We start from the raw sequence: 17,131 nt of genomic DNA on the forward strand, positions 1-17,131 counted from the left end.
TCGTGGCTGGCGGCGGGGTCGTGAAAGCAACAGCCGCGCTTGGCCGGGCGGGGTGGGTTCGCGGGGGACGCCGTGAATCCGTCCGTGGAGGCTTGGCCGCGGCATCCATGCCGCGGACACCCCCGCGAACCCACCCCGCCCGGCCTCTGACAGTTTCCGTGTGCGCCAGCCACGGAAGATCAAAAAAAAGAGTGCAGAAGCAAAGGCAACAGCCGACGGCTTCCGGGGTCAGATCCCTTTTCCGCAGGAAAAGGGATCTGACCCCTCTCCCCCCACCCGATAACAACAATGCCTTTGCCGTCCGACGCGGGAAAAACGAGAGGGTTGGGCCGGGGCGGGGTGGCGGGACCGTTGGCGCCATGGATGGCGCCATCGAGCTTACATGGATGTACTTGCAGCGTGTCCCGCCGCCCCACCCCGGCCCGGCCCAGCACGTAGAAACAACGAGCCATGACCCGCTGTTGCTGTTGCTGTTGATTTCATAGCAGTCGCGGCCGCAGGCCGCGCGGGACCACTCACAGATGCCGCAGTTCCTGCTTCAGCGTCGCCACACAGCGGCGGCTGACTTCCAGCGGCTGCCTGCCATGCCGCAGCACCGCCTGCACCTGCCCGCCGGAGCCGCGGCGCAGCTCCACCAGCTCGTGCCGCGCCACCAGGCAGTTGCGATGGATGCGGATGAAGCGGCTGGCGAACTCTTCCTCCAGCGACTTCAGCGATTCCTCGATCAGGTCCTCGCCGCGCGCGTGGTGCACCACCACGTACTTCTCTTCGGCCTGCAGGTAGTGGATGTCGTCCAGCGGAATCAGCCGCAGGCTGCCGCGCAGGCGTGCGCACAGTACGCTGCGTGCCTGCTGCCCGCTGTGCGCCTGCGGCTGGCCATCGCGACCGGCCAGGAACGTGCGTGCCCGTGCAATCGCCGCTGCCAGGCGTTCGGCGCGCACCGGCTTCATCAGGTAATCGATGGCTGCCGCTTCGAAGGCCGACAGCGCATGCGCATCGTAGGCAGTGCAGAACACCACCGCCGGCCGCGGTTCGAAGCTGGCCAGGTGGCGGGCTGCTTCCAGGCCGTCCAGCCCAGGCATTGCGATGTCAAGCAGGACCAGGTCCGGCTGCAGCTCCGCGCACGCGTGCAGGGCCTGCTCGCCGTTGCCGGCCTCGGCCACCACGTCCACGCCGTCCTGTGCGGCCAACAGGCTGCGCAGGCGCTCACGCGCCAGTGGTTCGTCATCGGCGATGACTACCCTCACGATCGTCCCCTCACTGGATCGGCACTGTCACCTGGCAGGCATAGTAGCCCTCGCTCCAGCCAGCCGTCATCCGCGCGGCACTGCCAAAGCGCCAGGCCAGCCGATGGCCGATGCTGTGCTGGGCATGGCCAGCCCCCCGCGCCAGGGCCAGCCCGGGCGCCTGCGGATCAGGCGCGGGATTGCGCACGCGGATCTGCAGATCGTTGCCCTCGCGCAGCAGCTGCAGCTCGATGGTGCCGCCCTCGGGCAGGCGCGAAATGCCATGCAGCACGGCGTTTTCCACCAGCGGCTGCAGTACCAGCCTTGGCAATGGCAGGTCCCACGGCAGCGGCTCGTCACGCTGCCAGCGCACCTGCAGGCGTTCGCCCAGGCGCAGCGATTCGATCGACAGGTAGCGCTCGGCCAGTTCGCATTCGTCGCGCAGGGTGGAATCGCCCTCGCCTGCACCGAGCGCAGCACGGAACAGATCGGACAGGTCGAGCACGGCACGCTCGGCCACCGCCGGGTCCCGATGCAGCAGGCTGGCGATGAGGTTCATGCTGTTGAACAGGAAATGCGGGCGGATGCGCGCCTGCAGCGCATCGGCCTGGGCGCGTGCATTGGCCTGCACCTGCGCGGCCCAGCGGTCGCTGACATAGAAGTAGCGCAGCGCCAGCGCGGTGATCAGCGCGGTGGTGGCGGCGCTGCCGAGGGTGAAGCGCCAGAAGCTGATGCCGTTGGCGAAGCTGTCACCCAGCACCGCGTACAGCGCGTGCACGATGCCGGCGCAGACGACCGCGATCAGGGCCGCCAGTGCGATGGCAGCGACCGCCCCCATCACCTGCGGCAGCCTGGACAGCGCCTGCCGCAGCAGGCACAGGCTGGCGGTCACGGCCAGCGCCAGCCACAGCGCGAAGCCGCTGGCCGACAGCAGCTCGCCAACGGTCCAGTGGCGGCTGCCATCCGGGGCCAGGGCCAGCACCACCACCACCAGCTCGGCCAGGCCCAGCATCGCCGCCAGCCGCGGCAGGCGGCACAGTTCCGGCATCCACGGCGATGGGCTGGCCAGGGGCATGGCTCAGGCCGCGCCCAGCCGTTCCTGCAGCCAGTCACCCAGTGCCTGGATTTCCTCGGCACAGACCTGGTGGGCCATCGGGTAGCTGTGCCACGCCACGTCCAGGCCCAGCGTACGCAGCGCCTGTGCGCTGTGGGCCGCCACGGCCTGCGGAATCACCGGGTCGCCACTGCCATGGGCCATGAACACCGGCACCTGCACCGCGCCTTCAACGCGCGTGGCACTGTCGGCTTCGGGCAGATAGGTGGACAGGGCGATCACGCCGGCCAGCGGCGCGGTACGCGACAGCGCAGCAGTCAGGATGATCGCACCACCCTGCGAGAAGCCGGCCAGGAAGATCTTCTCCGCCGCGACGCCACGCTCGATCTCGCGCGCGATCAGCGCGTCCAGCTGCACCACCGATTCCTGCACGCCGGCCATGTCGGCACGCGACCGGAAGTCCATGCCGACGATGTCGTACCAGCCGCGCATGGGCACGCCGTTGTTGATCGTGATCGGCCGCACCGGTGCGTGCGGGAACACGAAGCGCAGCGCCGGCCAGTGCGGCCGCACCAGCTCCGGCACGATCGGCGCGAAATCATGGCCATCGGCGCCGAGGCCGTGCAGCCAGATCACCGACCACTGCGGCGAGGCGCCGGTTTCCTGTTCCACCGTTTGCAGCATGATGCGGCTCCTTCAAGTTCGAGCCGCATTATGCCGCTGGCGTGGGGCAATCAGTACAGCGGCGGTTGCTCGGCCGCTTCGCGCCGCAGCTGCGCGGCGCGGACCAGTACCGGTGGCGGGATGTTCTCTTCGGGAATGTCCAGCAGGCCCAGGCGATGCAGGAAGGCGCCCGGACCACGCGAGGAGGTCAGCGCCACCACCGGAATGGCCAACACCATGCCGATCACCACCGGCGCCATCCACGCCGCCAGCGACGGCGACACGGCCCAGGCCAGCACGCCCATGAAGGCGCCGAACACACCCAGGCCACCGTAGCCGCGGATCAGTGCCAGCCACGAGATGCCGCCGTCGTCACGCTGCTGCGCATCCCAGCCGGAATCGCGGCCGGACAACACTTCGGCCACGCCCCGCGACTGCACGTACATCACCACCGGCGCCATCAGCGCGGCCAGCACGGTTTCCACCAGCATCGACACGAAGGCACGGATCGCACCGCCGCAGCCACGGCGGTCGACCGGGTCCAGCAGCATCGCCAGGTAACCGAGCACCTTGGGCAGCAGCAGTACCGCCATGGTGGCGGCGAACAGGCGCACCACCTGCTCTTCGTCCTGTGCGCGCCAGTACACGCTGGGCGACAGGTGCAGCAGGGCATTGAAGTCGATGCCCTCCTGGAACAGCGGGATGGCGATGCCGATCAGCATCAGCATTGCCCACATCGGTGCGGTGAAATAGTGGCCGATGCCGATCAGCATGTGCGTGCGGCTGATCCAGTGCAGGCCGCGGCTGCCCACGACCTTGCCGTGCTGCAGGTTGCCCTGGCACCAGCGGCGGTCGCGTACCAGCAGATCGGTCAGCGTCGGCGGGCCCTCTTCATAGCTGCCACCGAGGTAGGGCACCATGTGCGCGGCCCAGCCGCCACGACGCATCAACGCTGCTTCGACGAAGTCATGGCTGAGCACGTGGCCGCCGAACGGCTTGCGCCCCGGCAGCGCCGGCAGGCCGGCGTGGTCGGCGAAGGCGCGGGTACGGATGATGGCGTTGTGGCCCCAGTAGTTGCTCTCGGCGCCATGCCACCAGGCCACGCCACGGGCGATCACCGGCCCGTACACGCGGCCACCGAACTGCTGCATGCGTGCGAACAGGGTGCGGCCGCCGATCACCGACGGCAGGGTCTGGATCAGGCCGACGTCGGCGTTGTGCTCCATGCCGGCCACCAGGCGCACGATGCTGTCGCCAGTCATCAGGCTGTCGGCGTCGAGGATCAGCATCTGCGGGTAGGCACCGCCGAAGCGACGGACCCAGTCGGCGATATTGCCGGCCTTGCGCCCGCTGTTGTCACCACGGCGGCGGTAGAACAGGCGGATCTGCCCGTCCGGCACCCGCTCGCGCAGCTCGCCGAACACCCGCTCCTCGGCAGCGGCGATGTCCTCGCGACGGGTATCGCTGAGCACGAAGAAATCGAATCGGCCGAGCTGGCCGGTGGCCGCCACCGACTCGTAGATCGCCTGCAGGCCCGCCAGCAGGCGGCGCGGGTCTTCGTTGTAGGTCGGCATCAGCAGCGCGGTGCGGCTGTGCACGGTCGGCAGCGGCTTGTCCGGGTCGATGCCGAGGCGATAGCCACGGTCGAACACGGCGGTCAGGAAGCCGGCCAGGGCGCTGGCGAAAGACAGCGCGATCCAGGCAAACAGGCCAACGAACAGCACCAGCAGGCAGGCTTCGAGCACGCTGATGCCATTGGCCGACAGCACCCGCCACATCATCCGCGTGGCCACGGCGGTCATGCCGAGCGTGCCACCGAAGATGTACAGCCGGCGCAGGCCGATCAGGCGCGGCGACGTGCGATGCCGCCGGACCTTCAGTGCACCTTCGCGCAGGGTCTGTTCGGGCATCTGCAACGGAGATTCAGCGGGCAGCAGCGCCCAGCCGGCGTCGAGCCGGGGCGCTTCTGCTTCCGCATGGATGGTCTGCACCCCCATCGCCGCCTACTCCGCGCCGTCGGCACGGCCGGCCATCCCGGCCGGGCTGCATGCACCAAGGTTCCCGGCGCGCTTTCCCGGCGCCCGCACTTGTCCAGACTGTGTCGGCTTCAGGCCGCACAGTCGATGTCTGTCACTACCGGAACCCACACGATCTCCAACGGGGCGGAATCGAAAATGCGGCCCAGTCTAGGGCGCTGAATGTAAGCCGGGTGCGAAGGCCTACGCCGGGATTTATCCCCATTCAGCAAATAGCAGGCGATCACGTCGGGGGATGGCCAGATGTCATTGCATCGCCCCGGGTACTGGATCGTATCAAACGCGAACGGTTATCATTTCATTAACCAGGCAGGTCACCGTCTTCGCACGGCCGCGACCCACCCAGCTGCGCCGGTCCACACCGCGCGCACCGACGACCCACGGAAGGGTGGCTGCCTGCTGTCTGCCTGCGCCTGCTGCTTCCACCGGGTCACCCCACCTCCCATGGAAGCCGCCATGTCCCCATCGTCCCGTTCCCGTTCCGCGCGCCTGCCGCGCACCCGTCTGGCCCATGCCCTGACCTCCGCCTGCCTGCTGGCCCTGCCAGGCCTGGCCGCTGCAGAGGCCGGCACCGATGCCTCCACCAAGGATCTGGATACCGTGGTGGTCACCGCCTCGGGCAGCCAGCAATGGATCAAGGATGCCCCGGCCAGCATCAGCGTGATCAGCCGTGAGGACATCGAGCGCCAGCCGGTTCCCGACTTGGCCACCCTGCTCAGCCGCGTGCCGGGCGTGACCGGCGGCCTCAGCGCCGTCGGCGAACAGTCCAAGATCAAGCTGCGCGGCATGCCGTCCAACTACACGCTGGTGCTGGTGGACGGCAAGCGCATGGGCAGCTCGGCCGCGACCAACTACCGCCCCGACCTCGGCCGCCAGGACCTGAACTGGATCTCGCCCGACCAGATCGAACGCATCGAAGTGGTGCGTGGGCCGATGTCCTCGCTGTACGGCTCCGACGCCATGGGCGGGGTGATCAACATCATCACCCGGCGCATCGGCGACGAATGGAACGGCAGCGCCACCCACAGCTACACCCGTCCCGGTGATGGCAAGCGCGGCGATACCCAGCAGATCGGCGCGACCTTCTCCGGCCCACTGGGAGAACGCTTCGGCCTGCGCATCGGTGCCAACAGCATGCGCCGTGATTCGGACCAGTCCAACCACGGTGTCTACGGCAATGCCTACGCCGGCGAGAAGGACCGCACTGTCGATGCGCTGCTGCAGTGGAAGCTGAGCGACGCACAGGAACTGTCGCTGGAAGCCGGCCATGGCGTGCAGCAGGCCTTCATCGATGCGTCGCTGGAAAAGCAGGACGAAGGCGCCTGGGGAGCCAGTGAGCTCAAGCGCAGCTCGCTGGCGCTCAACCACGATGGCACGTGGAGCTTCGGCACCTCCAGGCTCAGCGCGTACTGGACCGAATACAAGAACGACATCGGCGCCACCGGCCGCTCAGAGGCCACCGACACGATCATCGAAGGCAGCCTGACCACGCCGTTCACCCTGGGCGTTGAACACCAGTTTGCCGTGGGTGGGCAGTGGAAGCGCCAGGAACTGACCAACACCGATACCATCGGCCGCGCGCCGATCGACTACGCCGGCAACGCCGTCAGCGGCTCCAGCCTGGAAGTGGATACTTGGGCGCTCTTTGTCGAAGACGAACTGAAGCTGCACCGCACCCTGGCCCTGACCGTGGGCGCGCGCCTGGACCACCATGAGAAGTTCGGCGGCCACGTCAGCCCGCGTGCGTACCTGGTCTGGCATCCGGCCGAACAGTGGACCATCCGCGGTGGCGTCTCCAAGGGGTTCCGTGCGCCCAGCCTGACCGAGAATTCGGCCACCGCTGCCACCCAGTCCGGCGGCCGTGGCTGCACCTCGCTGATCCCGCTGGGTTATACCCGCGGCGGGTGCTACATGGCCGGCAACCCGGACCTGGATCCGGAAACCAGCACCAACCGCGAGATCGGCATCAGCTTCGACAATGACCTGATCGATGTTGGCGTGACCTACTTCCACACCGACTTCCGGAACAAGATCGAATACGCACCGCTGGGCCGCTTCAACGGCATCTGGTGGACGCGCATGAGCAACGTGCAGCGCGCGCGCACCAGCGGCATGGAAGGCAACTTCAACGTCCGCTTCGGCGAGCAGTGGCGCTGGCGCACCTCGGCAACCTGGATGAAGGAAGCCAGGAACCTGACCACCGGCCGCAACCTGATCGATACGCCGGAATTCTCCGGCTACTCGTCGCTGGACTGGACGCCGAATACGGTGTTCTCCGGCAGCCTGTCGGCGCAGTACACCGGCAGGCAGACCGGCACCGCCACGACCTTCCTCAAGGCCTACACCCTGTATGACCTGACCGTGGCATGGAGCGTCAACGAGGTGCTGACCCTGCGCGGTGGCGTCAGCAACCTGGCCGACAAGAAGCTGTATGCGGAAGGCTCCACCGACTACTTCGTCGCCGGGCGCAGCTACTTCCTCAGCATGACCGCGCGCTTCTGACCGGCGGCACGCGCCGTGATCGCGCTGGCGACATGCCAGCGCGATCGACGGTATTGCGGGTTACTCGCTTTCCAGCGCGGCCGGTGCCGCGTCCCGCGTGGCGGCCGTGCGCGCACGGTCCATCGCCACCGCCAGTTGCTGGCGTGCGAGCAGTTGTTGTGCCTGCACCACTTCAGGTGTCGGCAGGAGCACCGGTCCCGGTGCGTTTTCCGGTGTAGCAGGTGTGGTCATGCAACCTCCATGGACATCCCGCCGCCGCACGGGTCCAACCGGGGCGGCAGCGGAACTGCGCACCCTATCCTAAAAACAAGGCGGGCGGGTGACGGTGCGGCACCCGGCCGCAGCACGTGGAACACGGCACGCGTCACATTTTTGACGGCAGCCCTTGGATCCTGAATAGGACTTGCCTTATCATGAAAACGTTTTCTCACAGGGATGTTTCCCCCAAATGAATACCACTGACCTGTCCCAGTTCAGCCCGAAGTGGCAGTTCCGCTTCAACTTCTTCCGCCAGCATGGCGCGCCCAAGAATCCCGGTTTCAAGCAGGCCTGGAAGGCGCTGTCGTTCGGTGACCGCCTGAAGATCAACCTGAACTTCTTCGCGTTGTTCTTCGGTGCGATCTACCTGTTGATCCTGGGCATGTGGCGCAAGGCGCTGGTGGTCATCGGCATCAACATCGCGCTGGCCATCGTCAGCATGTTCCTTCCCGACGTCGTCGGGCGCATGCTGTTCATCGCGATGAATCTGCTGGTCGCCTCCAGCACCAACTACAGCTACTACCTGGAGAAGGTGGAAGGTCGCGCCAGCTGGAACCCGTTTGAAGGAATGTTCTAAGCCATCAGACCGGCGCAGGGATGCGCGGCAAGGATGCAACCGACGCCCGGCCCCCGCCGGGCGTCTTCATTTGCGCGATCAGGCCGCGCGGCGTGCCACGGCCGCCGGCTCGGCCTGCAGGCGGAAGCGCGACACCGCCACCGCCAGCTGCTCGGCCTGCTCCTCCATCGCGCGCGCGGCGGCACTGGCTTCCTCCACCAGCGCGGCGTTCTGCTGGGTGGTTTCGTCCATCTGCACCACAGTCTGGTTGACCTGCTCGATGCCCGCCGATTGTTCGCGCGACGCGGCCGAGATCTCGGCCATGATCTCGTTGACCCGACCGACCTGACCGACGATGTCCTGCATGGTGCGCCCCGCGCCGTGCACCAGCTGCGCACCGGCACCGACCTGGGCCACCGAGGCGTCGATCAGCTCCTTGATCTCCTTCGCAGCACCCGCCGAACGCTGCGCCAACGCGCGCACTTCACTGGCAACCACGGCGAAGCCACGGCCCTGCTCACCGGCGCGCGCCGCTTCCACTGCCGCGTTCAACGCCAGGATGTTGGTCTGGAACGCAATGCCATCGATCACCGAGATGATCTCGGCGATGCGCTGCGAAGACGCCTCGATCTGCTCCATGGTGTGCACCACCTGGCTGACCACCTGGCCGCCTTCGCTGGCCACGCCCGCCGCGGAACCGGCCAGCGCGTTGGCCTGCAGCGCGTGGTCGGCGTTCTGGCGCACGGTGGAGGTCAGTTCTTCCATCGACGCGGCGGTTTCTTCCAGGTTGGCAGCCTGCTGTTCGGTACGGCGCGACAGGTCGCTGTTGCCGGCGGCGATCTCGCCGGCGGCCAGGCGGATGCTGGCTGCCGACTGCTGGATCTGGCCGACGATCTGGGTCAGGTGCTGCACGGTGCTGTTGGCATCGTCGCGCATCACCGCAAATACCCCATGGAAGTCACCCTGCATGCGGGTACTGAGGTCACCGGCGGCGATCGCGCGCAGCAGCGTCGACAGTGCGGCCAGGTTGTGGTCGCTGACTTCCATCATGGTGTTGAGGGTCTCCACCATGCGGCGGAAATCGTGGTCGAAGCGCAGTGCATCACCGCGCACGGCGAAGTCACCGGCGGCGGCCGCAGCGGCAAGCTGCTGGATCTGCTCGTTGATCGCGGCCAGGTTGCGCTTGGTGGTCGCCATCGCAGCGGTGAACACCGCCTTCTCGCCCGGCAGCGCCTCCATGTCCACGCTGAGGTCGCCGACGGCATAGCGCTGCATCACTTCAACCAGGCGCTGGGTGACCGCGTTGCTGGAGGCCACCAGCTGGTTGCTGTCGGCCACCATGCGGCCGTACTCGCCCGGGAACGCCGCGGCATCCATGCGGTAGCTGAGTTCACCGGCATCGTGGCGGCGCGCCATTTCGGCCTGCGCAGCCATCACCGCCTGCAGCTGGCCGCGCATGCCCTGCATCGCGTCCAGCAGGCGCCCCACTTCGTCGTTGCTGCGCGCCGGCAGGGTGCTGTCCAGCTTGCCGGCGGCGACGTCACCGGCCACGCGCACCGCTTCGGCCAGCGGGCGGATCGCCAGGCGGCGCAGCAGTATGTAGACACCGGCGCTGAGGGTCAGCGCGGCGATCACGCCGACCAGCAGGGTCAGCCACAGCAGCTGGCGCGCTTCGGCCACGATCACCGCATGCGGCATCACCACGCCCAGCGCGAAGCGCTGCGGGGCATCGCCCACGCGCAGCGGCACATACACGCGCACGTTGCCGGCCGCATCGGGGCTGAAGGCCTCGAAGGGGCGGTCGGCGGCGATCTCGGCCAGCATGCTGCGGGTCAGTGCGTCGTTGCGAGGCTTGCCGATTTCGGCGGCATTGGCCGAGGCCAGCACCACGCCCTTCGGCGACAGCAGTTCGACGCGGCCGGCCCCCATCGGCTTCAGCGTGGCCAGGTGCTTCTGCAACGCTGCCAGCGAGAAGTCGACGGTGAAGACACCGAGGAACCTGTCGTTCTCGATGATCGGCGTGCTCAGCGTACTCATCAGCACCTGCTGCCCGGCGATGTCATACGCATACGGTTCGCTCACTTTCGGCAGCTTGTCGCGGCTGGGCACCATGTACCAGTCACCGGAACCGCTGGCGGTCTCGGTGTAATCGGTCATCACCGACTGCTGCGGCTTGCCCTCCTGCCAGGCCCAGTAGCTCATGTAGCGGCCGGTGGCATCGTGCGCCTCGGTGTTGACGAACTCGGCATCCTTGCCGTCGAAGGCATCGGCCTCCCACATGGTGCTCTTGCCCAGCCATTCGGGATGGGCGCGCAGCTGCTCGCCCAGCACCGCCGCCAGGCTGGCGCGGTCGGGCACGTCACCACGGGCGCGCTGGGCCAGCACGCTTTCAACCATGGCATCGTTGCTGGCAAAGGCGGTGCCCAGATCGGCCGCCACCTGGCGCGCCTCAGCGGTCGCCTCGCTGGTCATGGTCTGGCGTGAGGCGCTGATCAGGCTGGCGCTGGCCTGGCGATAGATCAGGAACGCGGTCAGGCCGAAGCACAGCAGCGCGATCGCGGCGGTGCCCAGCATCAGCTTGTGGGCGATGCTGCCCGGGCGGCGGGCAGCGGCGGAACGGGAAGAAGGCATGGGAGGGTCCGCAAGGCAGTTCAGGACGACCGGCACCACGAAGGCACCGCGCAGGCGCGCGATCCGTCGCGCAGGCCACCGGCCGCCGGGCGGGCCCGGCGCTGGAAGCGCACCGGGTTAGCGGCCGCCCGCCAACGAGGTTGAGGCGACCGGCCTGCACATTCCTGAATCTGCTCAGGGTCGGGTCAGCCACCCGCCCGTCGCGATGGCCTCACTCGGCCACGCGGTCCTTGATCCACTGCGCGCGCGGCAGTACCTCGATGCTGCCGACGGCATACTGCTGCAGCACGTCGTCCGGCCCGAAGCACGGTTGCCAGCCCAGCTCACTGCGCAGGCGGGCACTGTCGTAGACACGGTCGATGCTCAATGGCAGCGGCCAGCCACGGCGTTCGAACTCGGCCAGCAGCTGCGGCGCGCGACGGGCCAGCACGCTGCGCGGGTGGGTGGCCAGTTCCAGGCAGTCCTCGCGCCGGAACGGCGTCGGCGCACAAGCAAGGTAGCGGGCGAATCGGGCGCCTTCGTCGAGCAGCAGTGCAGCATGTGCGCTGGCCACATCGCGGGCGTCGATGCCGCGATGCAGGCGGAACATCGCCATGCGCTCGGGCGGTTCCGGGAAGCACCGGCCCATGCGCAGCACGCGAACGCTGAAGCCCGGCGTGGCGGCAGCTTCAGCCAGGGTCTCGGCCTGCAACTTGGTGCGGTGGTAGATCGTGCGCGGCAGCGGCTCGGTGTCTTCATCGATCCAACGGCAGCCACCGGCTACCACGGCATGGCCGTACAGGGCGGTGGTGCTGGTCAGCACGAAACGCCGTGCGCCGGCTTCGCGTGCGGCCTGCAGCAGGTGCGCGGTTGCCTCCACGTTGATCTGCTGGAATACCGCGTCCGGCACCAGGCCGACATGCGGAGCATGCAGGGCCGCGGTATGGATGACCGCGTCCACGCCCTGCACCGCACGCGTGACCGCCTGGCGATCGGTGACATCGGCAATGATGCGCGTGGTGGCGAACGGGCTGCGGTCCAGCCCCACCACTTCGTGGGCGGCCGCCAACGCACCGAAGATCGCGCGCCCGATGCGCCCGGAACTGCCGGTCAACAGAATCTTCATTGAGTCCATTCACTCGAAGCGCCCGGGAACTACCGGGATGCTTCGATTCTAGGCATGCATTCGCGCATCTGCGATAGGACAGCCATGCAATCGTGCGTTCATCTTGACGACTTCGCAGGCGCCAGCAGTTGCCGCGCGATGAACAGCGGATCGTCGCCGCCGGCCACATCAGGCCTCACGCCGGTGCCTTCCCAATTGCCGCCGGTGCGCAGATTGATCGGTTGCCGGTCGGGAATGCTGATCTGATAGCCATCGGGCAGCAACACAGGATCACCAAACATATGCGCGGCACCGCCACTGCGCGTGCCGACAATGCGCGCGCGGCCCAGGGCCTGCAGCGAATAGGCGACGAACTCGGCCGCCGAACCGGTACGCCGGTCGATCAGCACCACCAGCGGCTTCGGGTACACAGGCAGGCTGGCAGGCGGCAGCGGTACCGGCGTGCGCCGGCCACGCTGGTCCAGCTGCTGCACCGCGCCGATCTTCGCGTGCAGCAGCGTGCGCACCAGCAGGTCGGCACTTGCATCGTCGCCTCCCCCGTTCTGGCGCAGATCCAGCACCAGGCCATCGGTGTCGGCCAGCAGCGTGAAGGCCGCAGCGAACTTCGGCCGCGCCAGATCCAGCGGGTAAAAAGTACTCAACCGCAGGTAGCCAATGTTGCCTTCCAGCACCCGCACCTCGCGCACACCGGCACCATTGCTGCGGGCATCGGCACGCCAGGCCATCAACCAGTCGTCCTGGCCGGCAGCTGCGTCCACGCGCTCAACGTGGAAGTGGCCATCGAACATGTCCAGGTCCTGGTTCAGGCGTGCGCTGAACGCAGCAGGATCCGAACAGCTGTCCGCATACCGCTGCTGCGCCGACCAGCTGCGCAGGGCATCGGCGATGCGGGCGGCCTCCGCCTCGTCCAGGTACTGCGCCTGCACGGCGCTGGCGGCCGCCTGCAGCACCGCATCCTGCGCCGGGCAGGCCGTCGCCAGCAGCGCGCCGAGCATCCAGGAGACCGCCATCATCCACCCCGCATTGAGGATATATAAGCGCTTATATATCATCCCGCTCATGGATCTCCAACACGCCACACTGGGTACCCTGCTGCGCGCACTGCTGGACCAGCTGGACCCGGCCGTCGAGCAGGCCTACCGGCACCTCCACCTGGACTACCGGCCGCGCTACACGCCGGTGCTGCGCACGCTGATGGCGCAGGGCCCCTGCCGGATCAAGGACCTCGCGCTGGCCTGCGGGCTCAGCCATTCGGCGCTCAGCCAGACCGTGGCGGCGATGGTGCGCGATGGTTGGCTGCACACTGCCAATGGTGACGACGGGCGCGAACGCATCCTGCAGTTGAGCCCGCGCGCGCAGCGCGCGATGCCTGTGCTGCAGGCGCAATGGCAGGCCACCGCAGTGGCGGCACGCAGCCTCGATGCCGATCTGGGGCAGTCGTTGGAGCAGGTGCTGCGCAATGCACTGGTGGCGCTCGAACAACGGCCCTTCGCACAGCGCCTGCAGGACGCCCGCCGGCGCTGAGGCGTTACTGCTCTGCAGCCATCTCGATCTCGCTGAGGAAGGTCCAGCTGCCGTTGGCCACGCGCAGCTCCAGCGTGCGGCATTGCGCAGCCAGGGGGGCTGCATTGCCGAGCACGTACTCCTCTTCGGTCGAGCCCATCACGCCGGACTGGGTGAAGGGTGCCGACAGCGTGCCGATGGTTACGGCGGCAGTTCCGGGCTCGGCGCACATCACCTCCACCGAAGTCGGCGTGACGATGCCCCAGGCCGGGCGGGTCATCGTATGCAGGCCGATCCAGTCCACCCGTCGGCGCTGGCCCAGGTCGATGGTGATGCTGACGTTGCCGTGCACGCCTACCCAGCCCGCGTCCATCGGATTGCGCGGGTCGCCTACCCGGCGGTCGAACAGCTCATGGCCGCTGCCGTCGGGATAGCTGGTCGCCGGCGCCACGCTGTAGTGATAGGTGGTCTGCACCGGATCGACGAGGTACGAGGCACCCAACCCGTACAACCCGCGATAGGTGTTCATCATCCGCGGCGCCTCGCCGTAGCCCTGGCCGGGGCCGACCACTTCGGACATGTGGTACTGGTTGAGCCAGGCAACGCGCTTGCCAGCCGAACGCGCGCTCCACAACTGCTGGTTGATGCGCTGCACCGACGCCGACCGATATGCACCGGACAGGCCGTTACCGACATCAAGGAACAGCGGGCTGCCATGGTTGAACAGCTCGATGTCGGCCCACACAGCGCTGGCGCCCAGCTGCGCCGACAACGCCTGGTAGTACTGCTCGGTGGAATAGCCCGGTCGATCCCACTGGAACAGTTTCGCGTGCGACGCCGCGCCGATGCCGTCCTGCCAGATCTGCACGTCGACCCCCGTGGCAGAGCGAAACCGTAGCGCAGCACTGGCCACGCTGGCCGGGTCGACGCTGGAGGATGCCAGATAGGGCGCCACCATCACCGGCCTGGACGGCGTCGCCGCTTTCAGTGTCGAAACGATTGAACGATAGAACGACGCACGCTCGTCCGGTACCTGCGCGGGCTCATCGGTGATGTACCAGCCGGCGAATGCCGGATGCATCGCGTACTGCTGGGCCAGCTGCGCCATCGACTGCGCTGCGTCCTGCGCCACCGCTGCAGCGTTCGAGCCCTGCCAGAATGCCGCACACTGGCCCGAACTGTAGGTGGTGCCGACCACGACCTTCATCCCACGCGCTGCGGCCGCGTCCAGCACCGTGCCCAGCTTGGCCGGGAAGCCGGCGATCCATTCGAAATCCTGCGCGCTGCTGGCGCAGCCCACGCCGGCACGGGTGGCGCGGGTCTGGCCGATGATGAGCGTGTCGTTGCCCAGGTCCCGCAGTTCGTCGAGGAACAGCGGCAGCTGCGCCGCTGGCAGCTGCTCATCGGTGGACGAGTAACCGAAGTGAACGAAACTGCCGCTCAGCAGCGCAGTGTCCGCATGGGCCGGTGCAGCGCAGGCCAGCAGTACAAGCCATCCGAATCTGTCCATGGCGTCCTTTCCTGTCTGGGCGGTCATCCGCCATGCCGGTCCATCCTAGCCAAGCGGCGCTCATCGCGCAGCGGCGTAGTTGCGCCGTGAAAGCCGGTGCGGCGTGGCGTGAGGGCAGCACCGCCGGTGCGGACACTGCCTTAGCCGGGCACACGCAAGGATGAGCTCCCCTTCCATGCACCGGGAGCCTTCACATGGCTGACCAGCATCACGGCACCTCCCATCGCGGCTTCGCTTCGATGGACCGGGACAAGCAGCGCGCGATTGCCGCAAAGGGTGGACGCGCCGCGCATGCGTCCGGCAATGCACATGAGTTCAGCCCGGCCGAGGCACGCGTGGCAGGCCGCAAGGGCGGCGAGGCGATCAGCCGCAATCGCCAGCACATGGCAGCGATCGGCCGCGAAGGCGGGCACGCGCGCCACGCCAATGCACGGCAACAGCGGCAGCACGCGACCGAACCCGCGCCGACGAAGGAAGGGCCGCAACGCCAGCAGGGCTGACCGCAGCGTGCTCAGGCGCGCCTGCACTGGCGGTACAGGGCGAGCGCCGCCAACAGGGCCAGCACGCCGGCGACAGCCATCGCCCAGCCGAAACCGCTGGCCATCGCGCCGCGGTACCAGGCCAGTATCTGCGTCCCCGGCAGCAGTGACGACGGCTGCAGGATCAGCGTGCGCGCCTGTGCGGCCACTGCGGGCTGCCCTGCCGCCTGCGCGGTCGCAGTGAACTGGCGTACCGCGCGCAGGCCCATCAGGCTGCCCAGCAGCGCGATCCCAAGGCTCATGCCCGCCTGGCGCAGCGCGTTCATCGTGGCCGACGCAATGCCGGCACGCTCGGCCGGTACGCATGACATCACTGCCATGCCGGTCGCAGGTACCGCCAGCCCCATGCCAGTGCCGAGCAGCATCAGCAGTGCGCTGGCCTGGCCGTGCGCTGTAGTCGGCTCGAACGTGGCAATCGCACACAGCGCCATGCCTGTCATTGCATAGCCCGTCACCAGCGCGGCATGCAGCCCGAACCACGCCGCCAGACGGCCGAACAGCAGCGACACCACCGCCATCAGCACGAACTGCGGTACCAGCTGCGCACCGGCCTGCGCAGCCCCATGTCCCTGCGCCTGCTGGAAGAACAGCGACAGGAAGAACAGGCTCGCATAAGCGGTGAATCCAAGCACGAACGAGGCCAGGTTGAGCATGCCGAAACCCGGCTTCGCCAACAGGTCCAGCGGCAGCAGCGGCCGCGCCACGCGGCGCTCGACCCACGCAAACAGCGCCAGGCCGGATGCTGCGATGCCGAGCGCCAGCAGGGTCGAAGGTGCCAGCAGGCCGTGCTCGCCGATCGCGATCAGGCCGTAACTGAGTGCACCCAGCGCGACGATGCTGAGCAGCTGCCCGGCCGGGTCCAGCGCGGCGTGCTGCGGATGCCGTCGCTCAGGAATGCCCCAGGCCCCCAGCGCGAGTGCAAGCAGGCCCAGCGGCAGGTTGATCAGGAAGATGCTGGGCCAACCTGCGCGCTGCACCAGTTCGCCTCCCAGCAGCGGCCCCAGCACCAGCGCCAGCGCGCTGAACGCCGACCAGCCCCCGATCGCGCGTGCACGCTGGCGCGGATCAGGGAATGCATGGCTGAGGATCGGCATCGCACTCGGGATCAGCAGGGCGCCGGCCACCCCCTGCACCGCCCGCCCCGCCACCAGTGCGGAAAGACTGCCTGCGCAGGCACACAGCAGCGAGCCCACGGTGAAGGTCGCCACGCTGAGCAGCCACATGCGGCGGTGGCCATAGCGGTCACCCAGCGGCCCCGCCGACAGCATCACTGCGGACAGGGCGATGGCATAGGCGTTGATCACCCACTGCAGCCCGGCCATGTCGGTGTGCAGTGCCTGCTGCAGCGTCGGCAGCGCGACGTTGACGATGCTGATGTCCAGCGAGGCGAGGAAGGTGCCCAGGTAGGCCGCCAGCACCAGGGCCGGCCGTCGGAAGCGTTGCATGTGCGGATGCCGGGAGGGAGCGTGCGCGCATCGTAGTTTGCTGACTGACCGTCAGTCAATGACCGGCGGTCAGTCATTGCCGGAGGAAGCTAGAATGGCGACC

At 67.9% G+C, this 17,131-nt stretch carries 14 protein-coding genes; 4 read left to right on the forward strand and 10 right to left on the reverse strand.

The window, feature by feature from the left end:
• Positions 1-515: 515 nt before the first annotated feature.
• From AC5P7F_RS05725 to mdoH, 4 genes are read right to left on the reverse strand one after another with little or no spacing between them, the layout of a single operon-like run.
• Positions 516-1,247 (reverse strand): LytR/AlgR family response regulator transcription factor, encoded by a 732-nt coding sequence (locus AC5P7F_RS05725; protein ID WP_014648511.1) that lies wholly within the window; start codon positions 1,245-1,247, stop codon positions 516-518.
• 10 nt (positions 1,248-1,257) lie between these two features.
• Positions 1,258-2,301, reverse strand: a complete 1,044-nt coding sequence (locus tag AC5P7F_RS05730; RefSeq protein WP_414615637.1) for a sensor histidine kinase — start codon at positions 2,299-2,301, stop codon at positions 1,258-1,260.
• 3 nt (positions 2,302-2,304) lie between these two features.
• The gene (locus AC5P7F_RS05735) at positions 2,305-2,964 is read right to left on the reverse strand and encodes an alpha/beta hydrolase (RefSeq protein ID WP_046432661.1); all 660 of its coding nucleotides are present in this window, start codon (positions 2,962-2,964) and stop codon (positions 2,305-2,307) included.
• 50 nt (positions 2,965-3,014) lie between these two features.
• Positions 3,015-4,940, reverse strand: a complete 1,926-nt coding sequence (mdoH, locus tag AC5P7F_RS05740; RefSeq protein WP_164077940.1) for a glucans biosynthesis glucosyltransferase MdoH — start codon at positions 4,938-4,940, stop codon at positions 3,015-3,017.
• A 495-nt stretch (positions 4,941-5,435) separates the two neighbouring features.
• On the opposite strand from mdoH, the gene AC5P7F_RS05745 reads away from it, so the two are divergent.
• Positions 5,436-7,481 (forward strand): TonB-dependent receptor domain-containing protein, encoded by a 2,046-nt coding sequence (locus AC5P7F_RS05745; RefSeq protein ID WP_164077941.1) that lies wholly within the window; start codon positions 5,436-5,438, stop codon positions 7,479-7,481.
• Positions 7,482-7,541: 60 nt separating this feature from the next.
• On the opposite strand, the gene AC5P7F_RS05750 is transcribed toward AC5P7F_RS05745, so the two are convergent.
• Positions 7,542-7,712 carry a hypothetical protein gene (locus AC5P7F_RS05750; protein WP_005419553.1) on the reverse strand — a complete coding sequence of 57 codons (171 nt, stop codon included), beginning with the start codon at positions 7,710-7,712 and terminating at the stop codon, positions 7,542-7,544.
• 217 nt (positions 7,713-7,929) lie between these two features.
• On the opposite strand from AC5P7F_RS05750, the gene AC5P7F_RS05755 reads away from it, so the two are divergent.
• Positions 7,930-8,316, forward strand: coding sequence for a DUF2628 domain-containing protein (locus AC5P7F_RS05755; protein ID WP_014648516.1), 387 nt, complete (start codon positions 7,930-7,932; stop codon positions 8,314-8,316).
• A gap of 78 nt (positions 8,317-8,394) precedes the next feature.
• Here AC5P7F_RS05755 and AC5P7F_RS05760 read toward each other — a convergent pair whose 3' ends face one another.
• The 3 genes from AC5P7F_RS05760 to AC5P7F_RS05770 all read right to left on the reverse strand — a co-directional run bounded on the left by AC5P7F_RS05760 (position 8,395) and on the right by AC5P7F_RS05770 (position 13,041).
• Positions 8,395-10,926: a methyl-accepting chemotaxis protein gene (locus AC5P7F_RS05760; protein WP_053495245.1), complete on the reverse strand. Its 2,532-nt coding sequence runs from the start codon at positions 10,924-10,926 to the stop codon at positions 8,395-8,397.
• 211 nt (positions 10,927-11,137) lie between these two features.
• Complete coding sequence (locus AC5P7F_RS05765) at positions 11,138-12,031, reverse strand: NAD-dependent epimerase/dehydratase family protein (protein ID WP_014648518.1); 894 nt, start codon at positions 12,029-12,031, stop codon at positions 11,138-11,140.
• A 98-nt stretch (positions 12,032-12,129) separates the two neighbouring features.
• Positions 12,130-13,041 (reverse strand): S41 family peptidase, encoded by a 912-nt coding sequence (locus AC5P7F_RS05770; RefSeq protein WP_164077946.1) that lies wholly within the window; start codon positions 13,039-13,041, stop codon positions 12,130-12,132.
• A 49-nt stretch (positions 13,042-13,090) separates the two neighbouring features.
• On the opposite strand from AC5P7F_RS05770, the gene AC5P7F_RS05775 reads away from it, so the two are divergent.
• Complete coding sequence (locus AC5P7F_RS05775; protein ID WP_164077942.1) at positions 13,091-13,555, forward strand: MarR family winged helix-turn-helix transcriptional regulator; 465 nt, start codon at positions 13,091-13,093, stop codon at positions 13,553-13,555.
• 4 nt (positions 13,556-13,559) lie between these two features.
• On the opposite strand, the gene AC5P7F_RS05780 is transcribed toward AC5P7F_RS05775, so the two are convergent.
• Positions 13,560-15,044 (reverse strand): DUF4434 domain-containing protein, encoded by a 1,485-nt coding sequence (locus AC5P7F_RS05780; protein WP_197602985.1) that lies wholly within the window; start codon positions 15,042-15,044, stop codon positions 13,560-13,562.
• 194 nt (positions 15,045-15,238) lie between these two features.
• On the opposite strand from AC5P7F_RS05780, the gene AC5P7F_RS05785 reads away from it, so the two are divergent.
• A complete protein-coding gene (locus AC5P7F_RS05785; protein WP_164077944.1) occupies positions 15,239-15,544 on the forward strand; it encodes a KGG domain-containing protein in 306 nt (101 codons plus the stop codon).
• Positions 15,545-15,555: 11 nt separating this feature from the next.
• Here the strand turns inward: AC5P7F_RS05785 and AC5P7F_RS05790 are convergent, their stop codons facing one another.
• Entirely contained in the window at positions 15,556-17,028 is a 1,473-nt protein-coding gene (locus AC5P7F_RS05790) for an MFS transporter (RefSeq protein ID WP_049404761.1), read from the reverse strand.
• Between the last annotated feature and the right edge of the window lie 103 nt (positions 17,029-17,131).

The sequence above is a fragment of the Stenotrophomonas sp. YJH_SMC_105-26 genome (assembly GCF_059368915.1).

Coding starts and splice junctions, on each gene's coding strand:
- AC5P7F_RS05730 (WP_414615637.1), bottom strand. CDS start 2,301: ATGCCCCTGGCCAGCCCATCGCCGTGGATGCCGGAACTGTGCCGCCTG.
- AC5P7F_RS05735 (WP_046432661.1), bottom strand. CDS start 2,964: ATGCTGCAAACGGTGGAACAGGAAACCGGCGCCTCGCCGCAGTGGTCG.
- mdoH (WP_164077940.1), bottom strand. CDS start 4,940: ATGGGGGTGCAGACCATCCATGCGGAAGCAGAAGCGCCCCGGCTCGAC.
- AC5P7F_RS05745 (WP_164077941.1), top strand. CDS start 5,436: ATGTCCCCATCGTCCCGTTCCCGTTCCGCGCGCCTGCCGCGCACCCGT.
- AC5P7F_RS05750 (WP_005419553.1), bottom strand. CDS start 7,712: ATGACCACACCTGCTACACCGGAAAACGCACCGGGACCGGTGCTCCTG.
- AC5P7F_RS05755 (WP_014648516.1), top strand. CDS start 7,930: ATGAATACCACTGACCTGTCCCAGTTCAGCCCGAAGTGGCAGTTCCGC.
- AC5P7F_RS05760 (WP_053495245.1), bottom strand. CDS start 10,926: ATGCCTTCTTCCCGTTCCGCCGCTGCCCGCCGCCCGGGCAGCATCGCC.
- AC5P7F_RS05765 (WP_014648518.1), bottom strand. CDS start 12,031: ATGAAGATTCTGTTGACCGGCAGTTCCGGGCGCATCGGGCGCGCGATC.
- AC5P7F_RS05770 (WP_164077946.1), bottom strand. CDS start 13,041: ATGGCGGTCTCCTGGATGCTCGGCGCGCTGCTGGCGACGGCCTGCCCG.
- AC5P7F_RS05775 (WP_164077942.1), top strand. CDS start 13,091: ATGGATCTCCAACACGCCACACTGGGTACCCTGCTGCGCGCACTGCTG.
- AC5P7F_RS05780 (WP_197602985.1), bottom strand. CDS start 15,044: ATGGACAGATTCGGATGGCTTGTACTGCTGGCCTGCGCTGCACCGGCC.
- AC5P7F_RS05785 (WP_164077944.1), top strand. CDS start 15,239: ATGGCTGACCAGCATCACGGCACCTCCCATCGCGGCTTCGCTTCGATG.
- AC5P7F_RS05790 (WP_049404761.1), bottom strand. CDS start 17,028: ATGCAACGCTTCCGACGGCCGGCCCTGGTGCTGGCGGCCTACCTGGGC.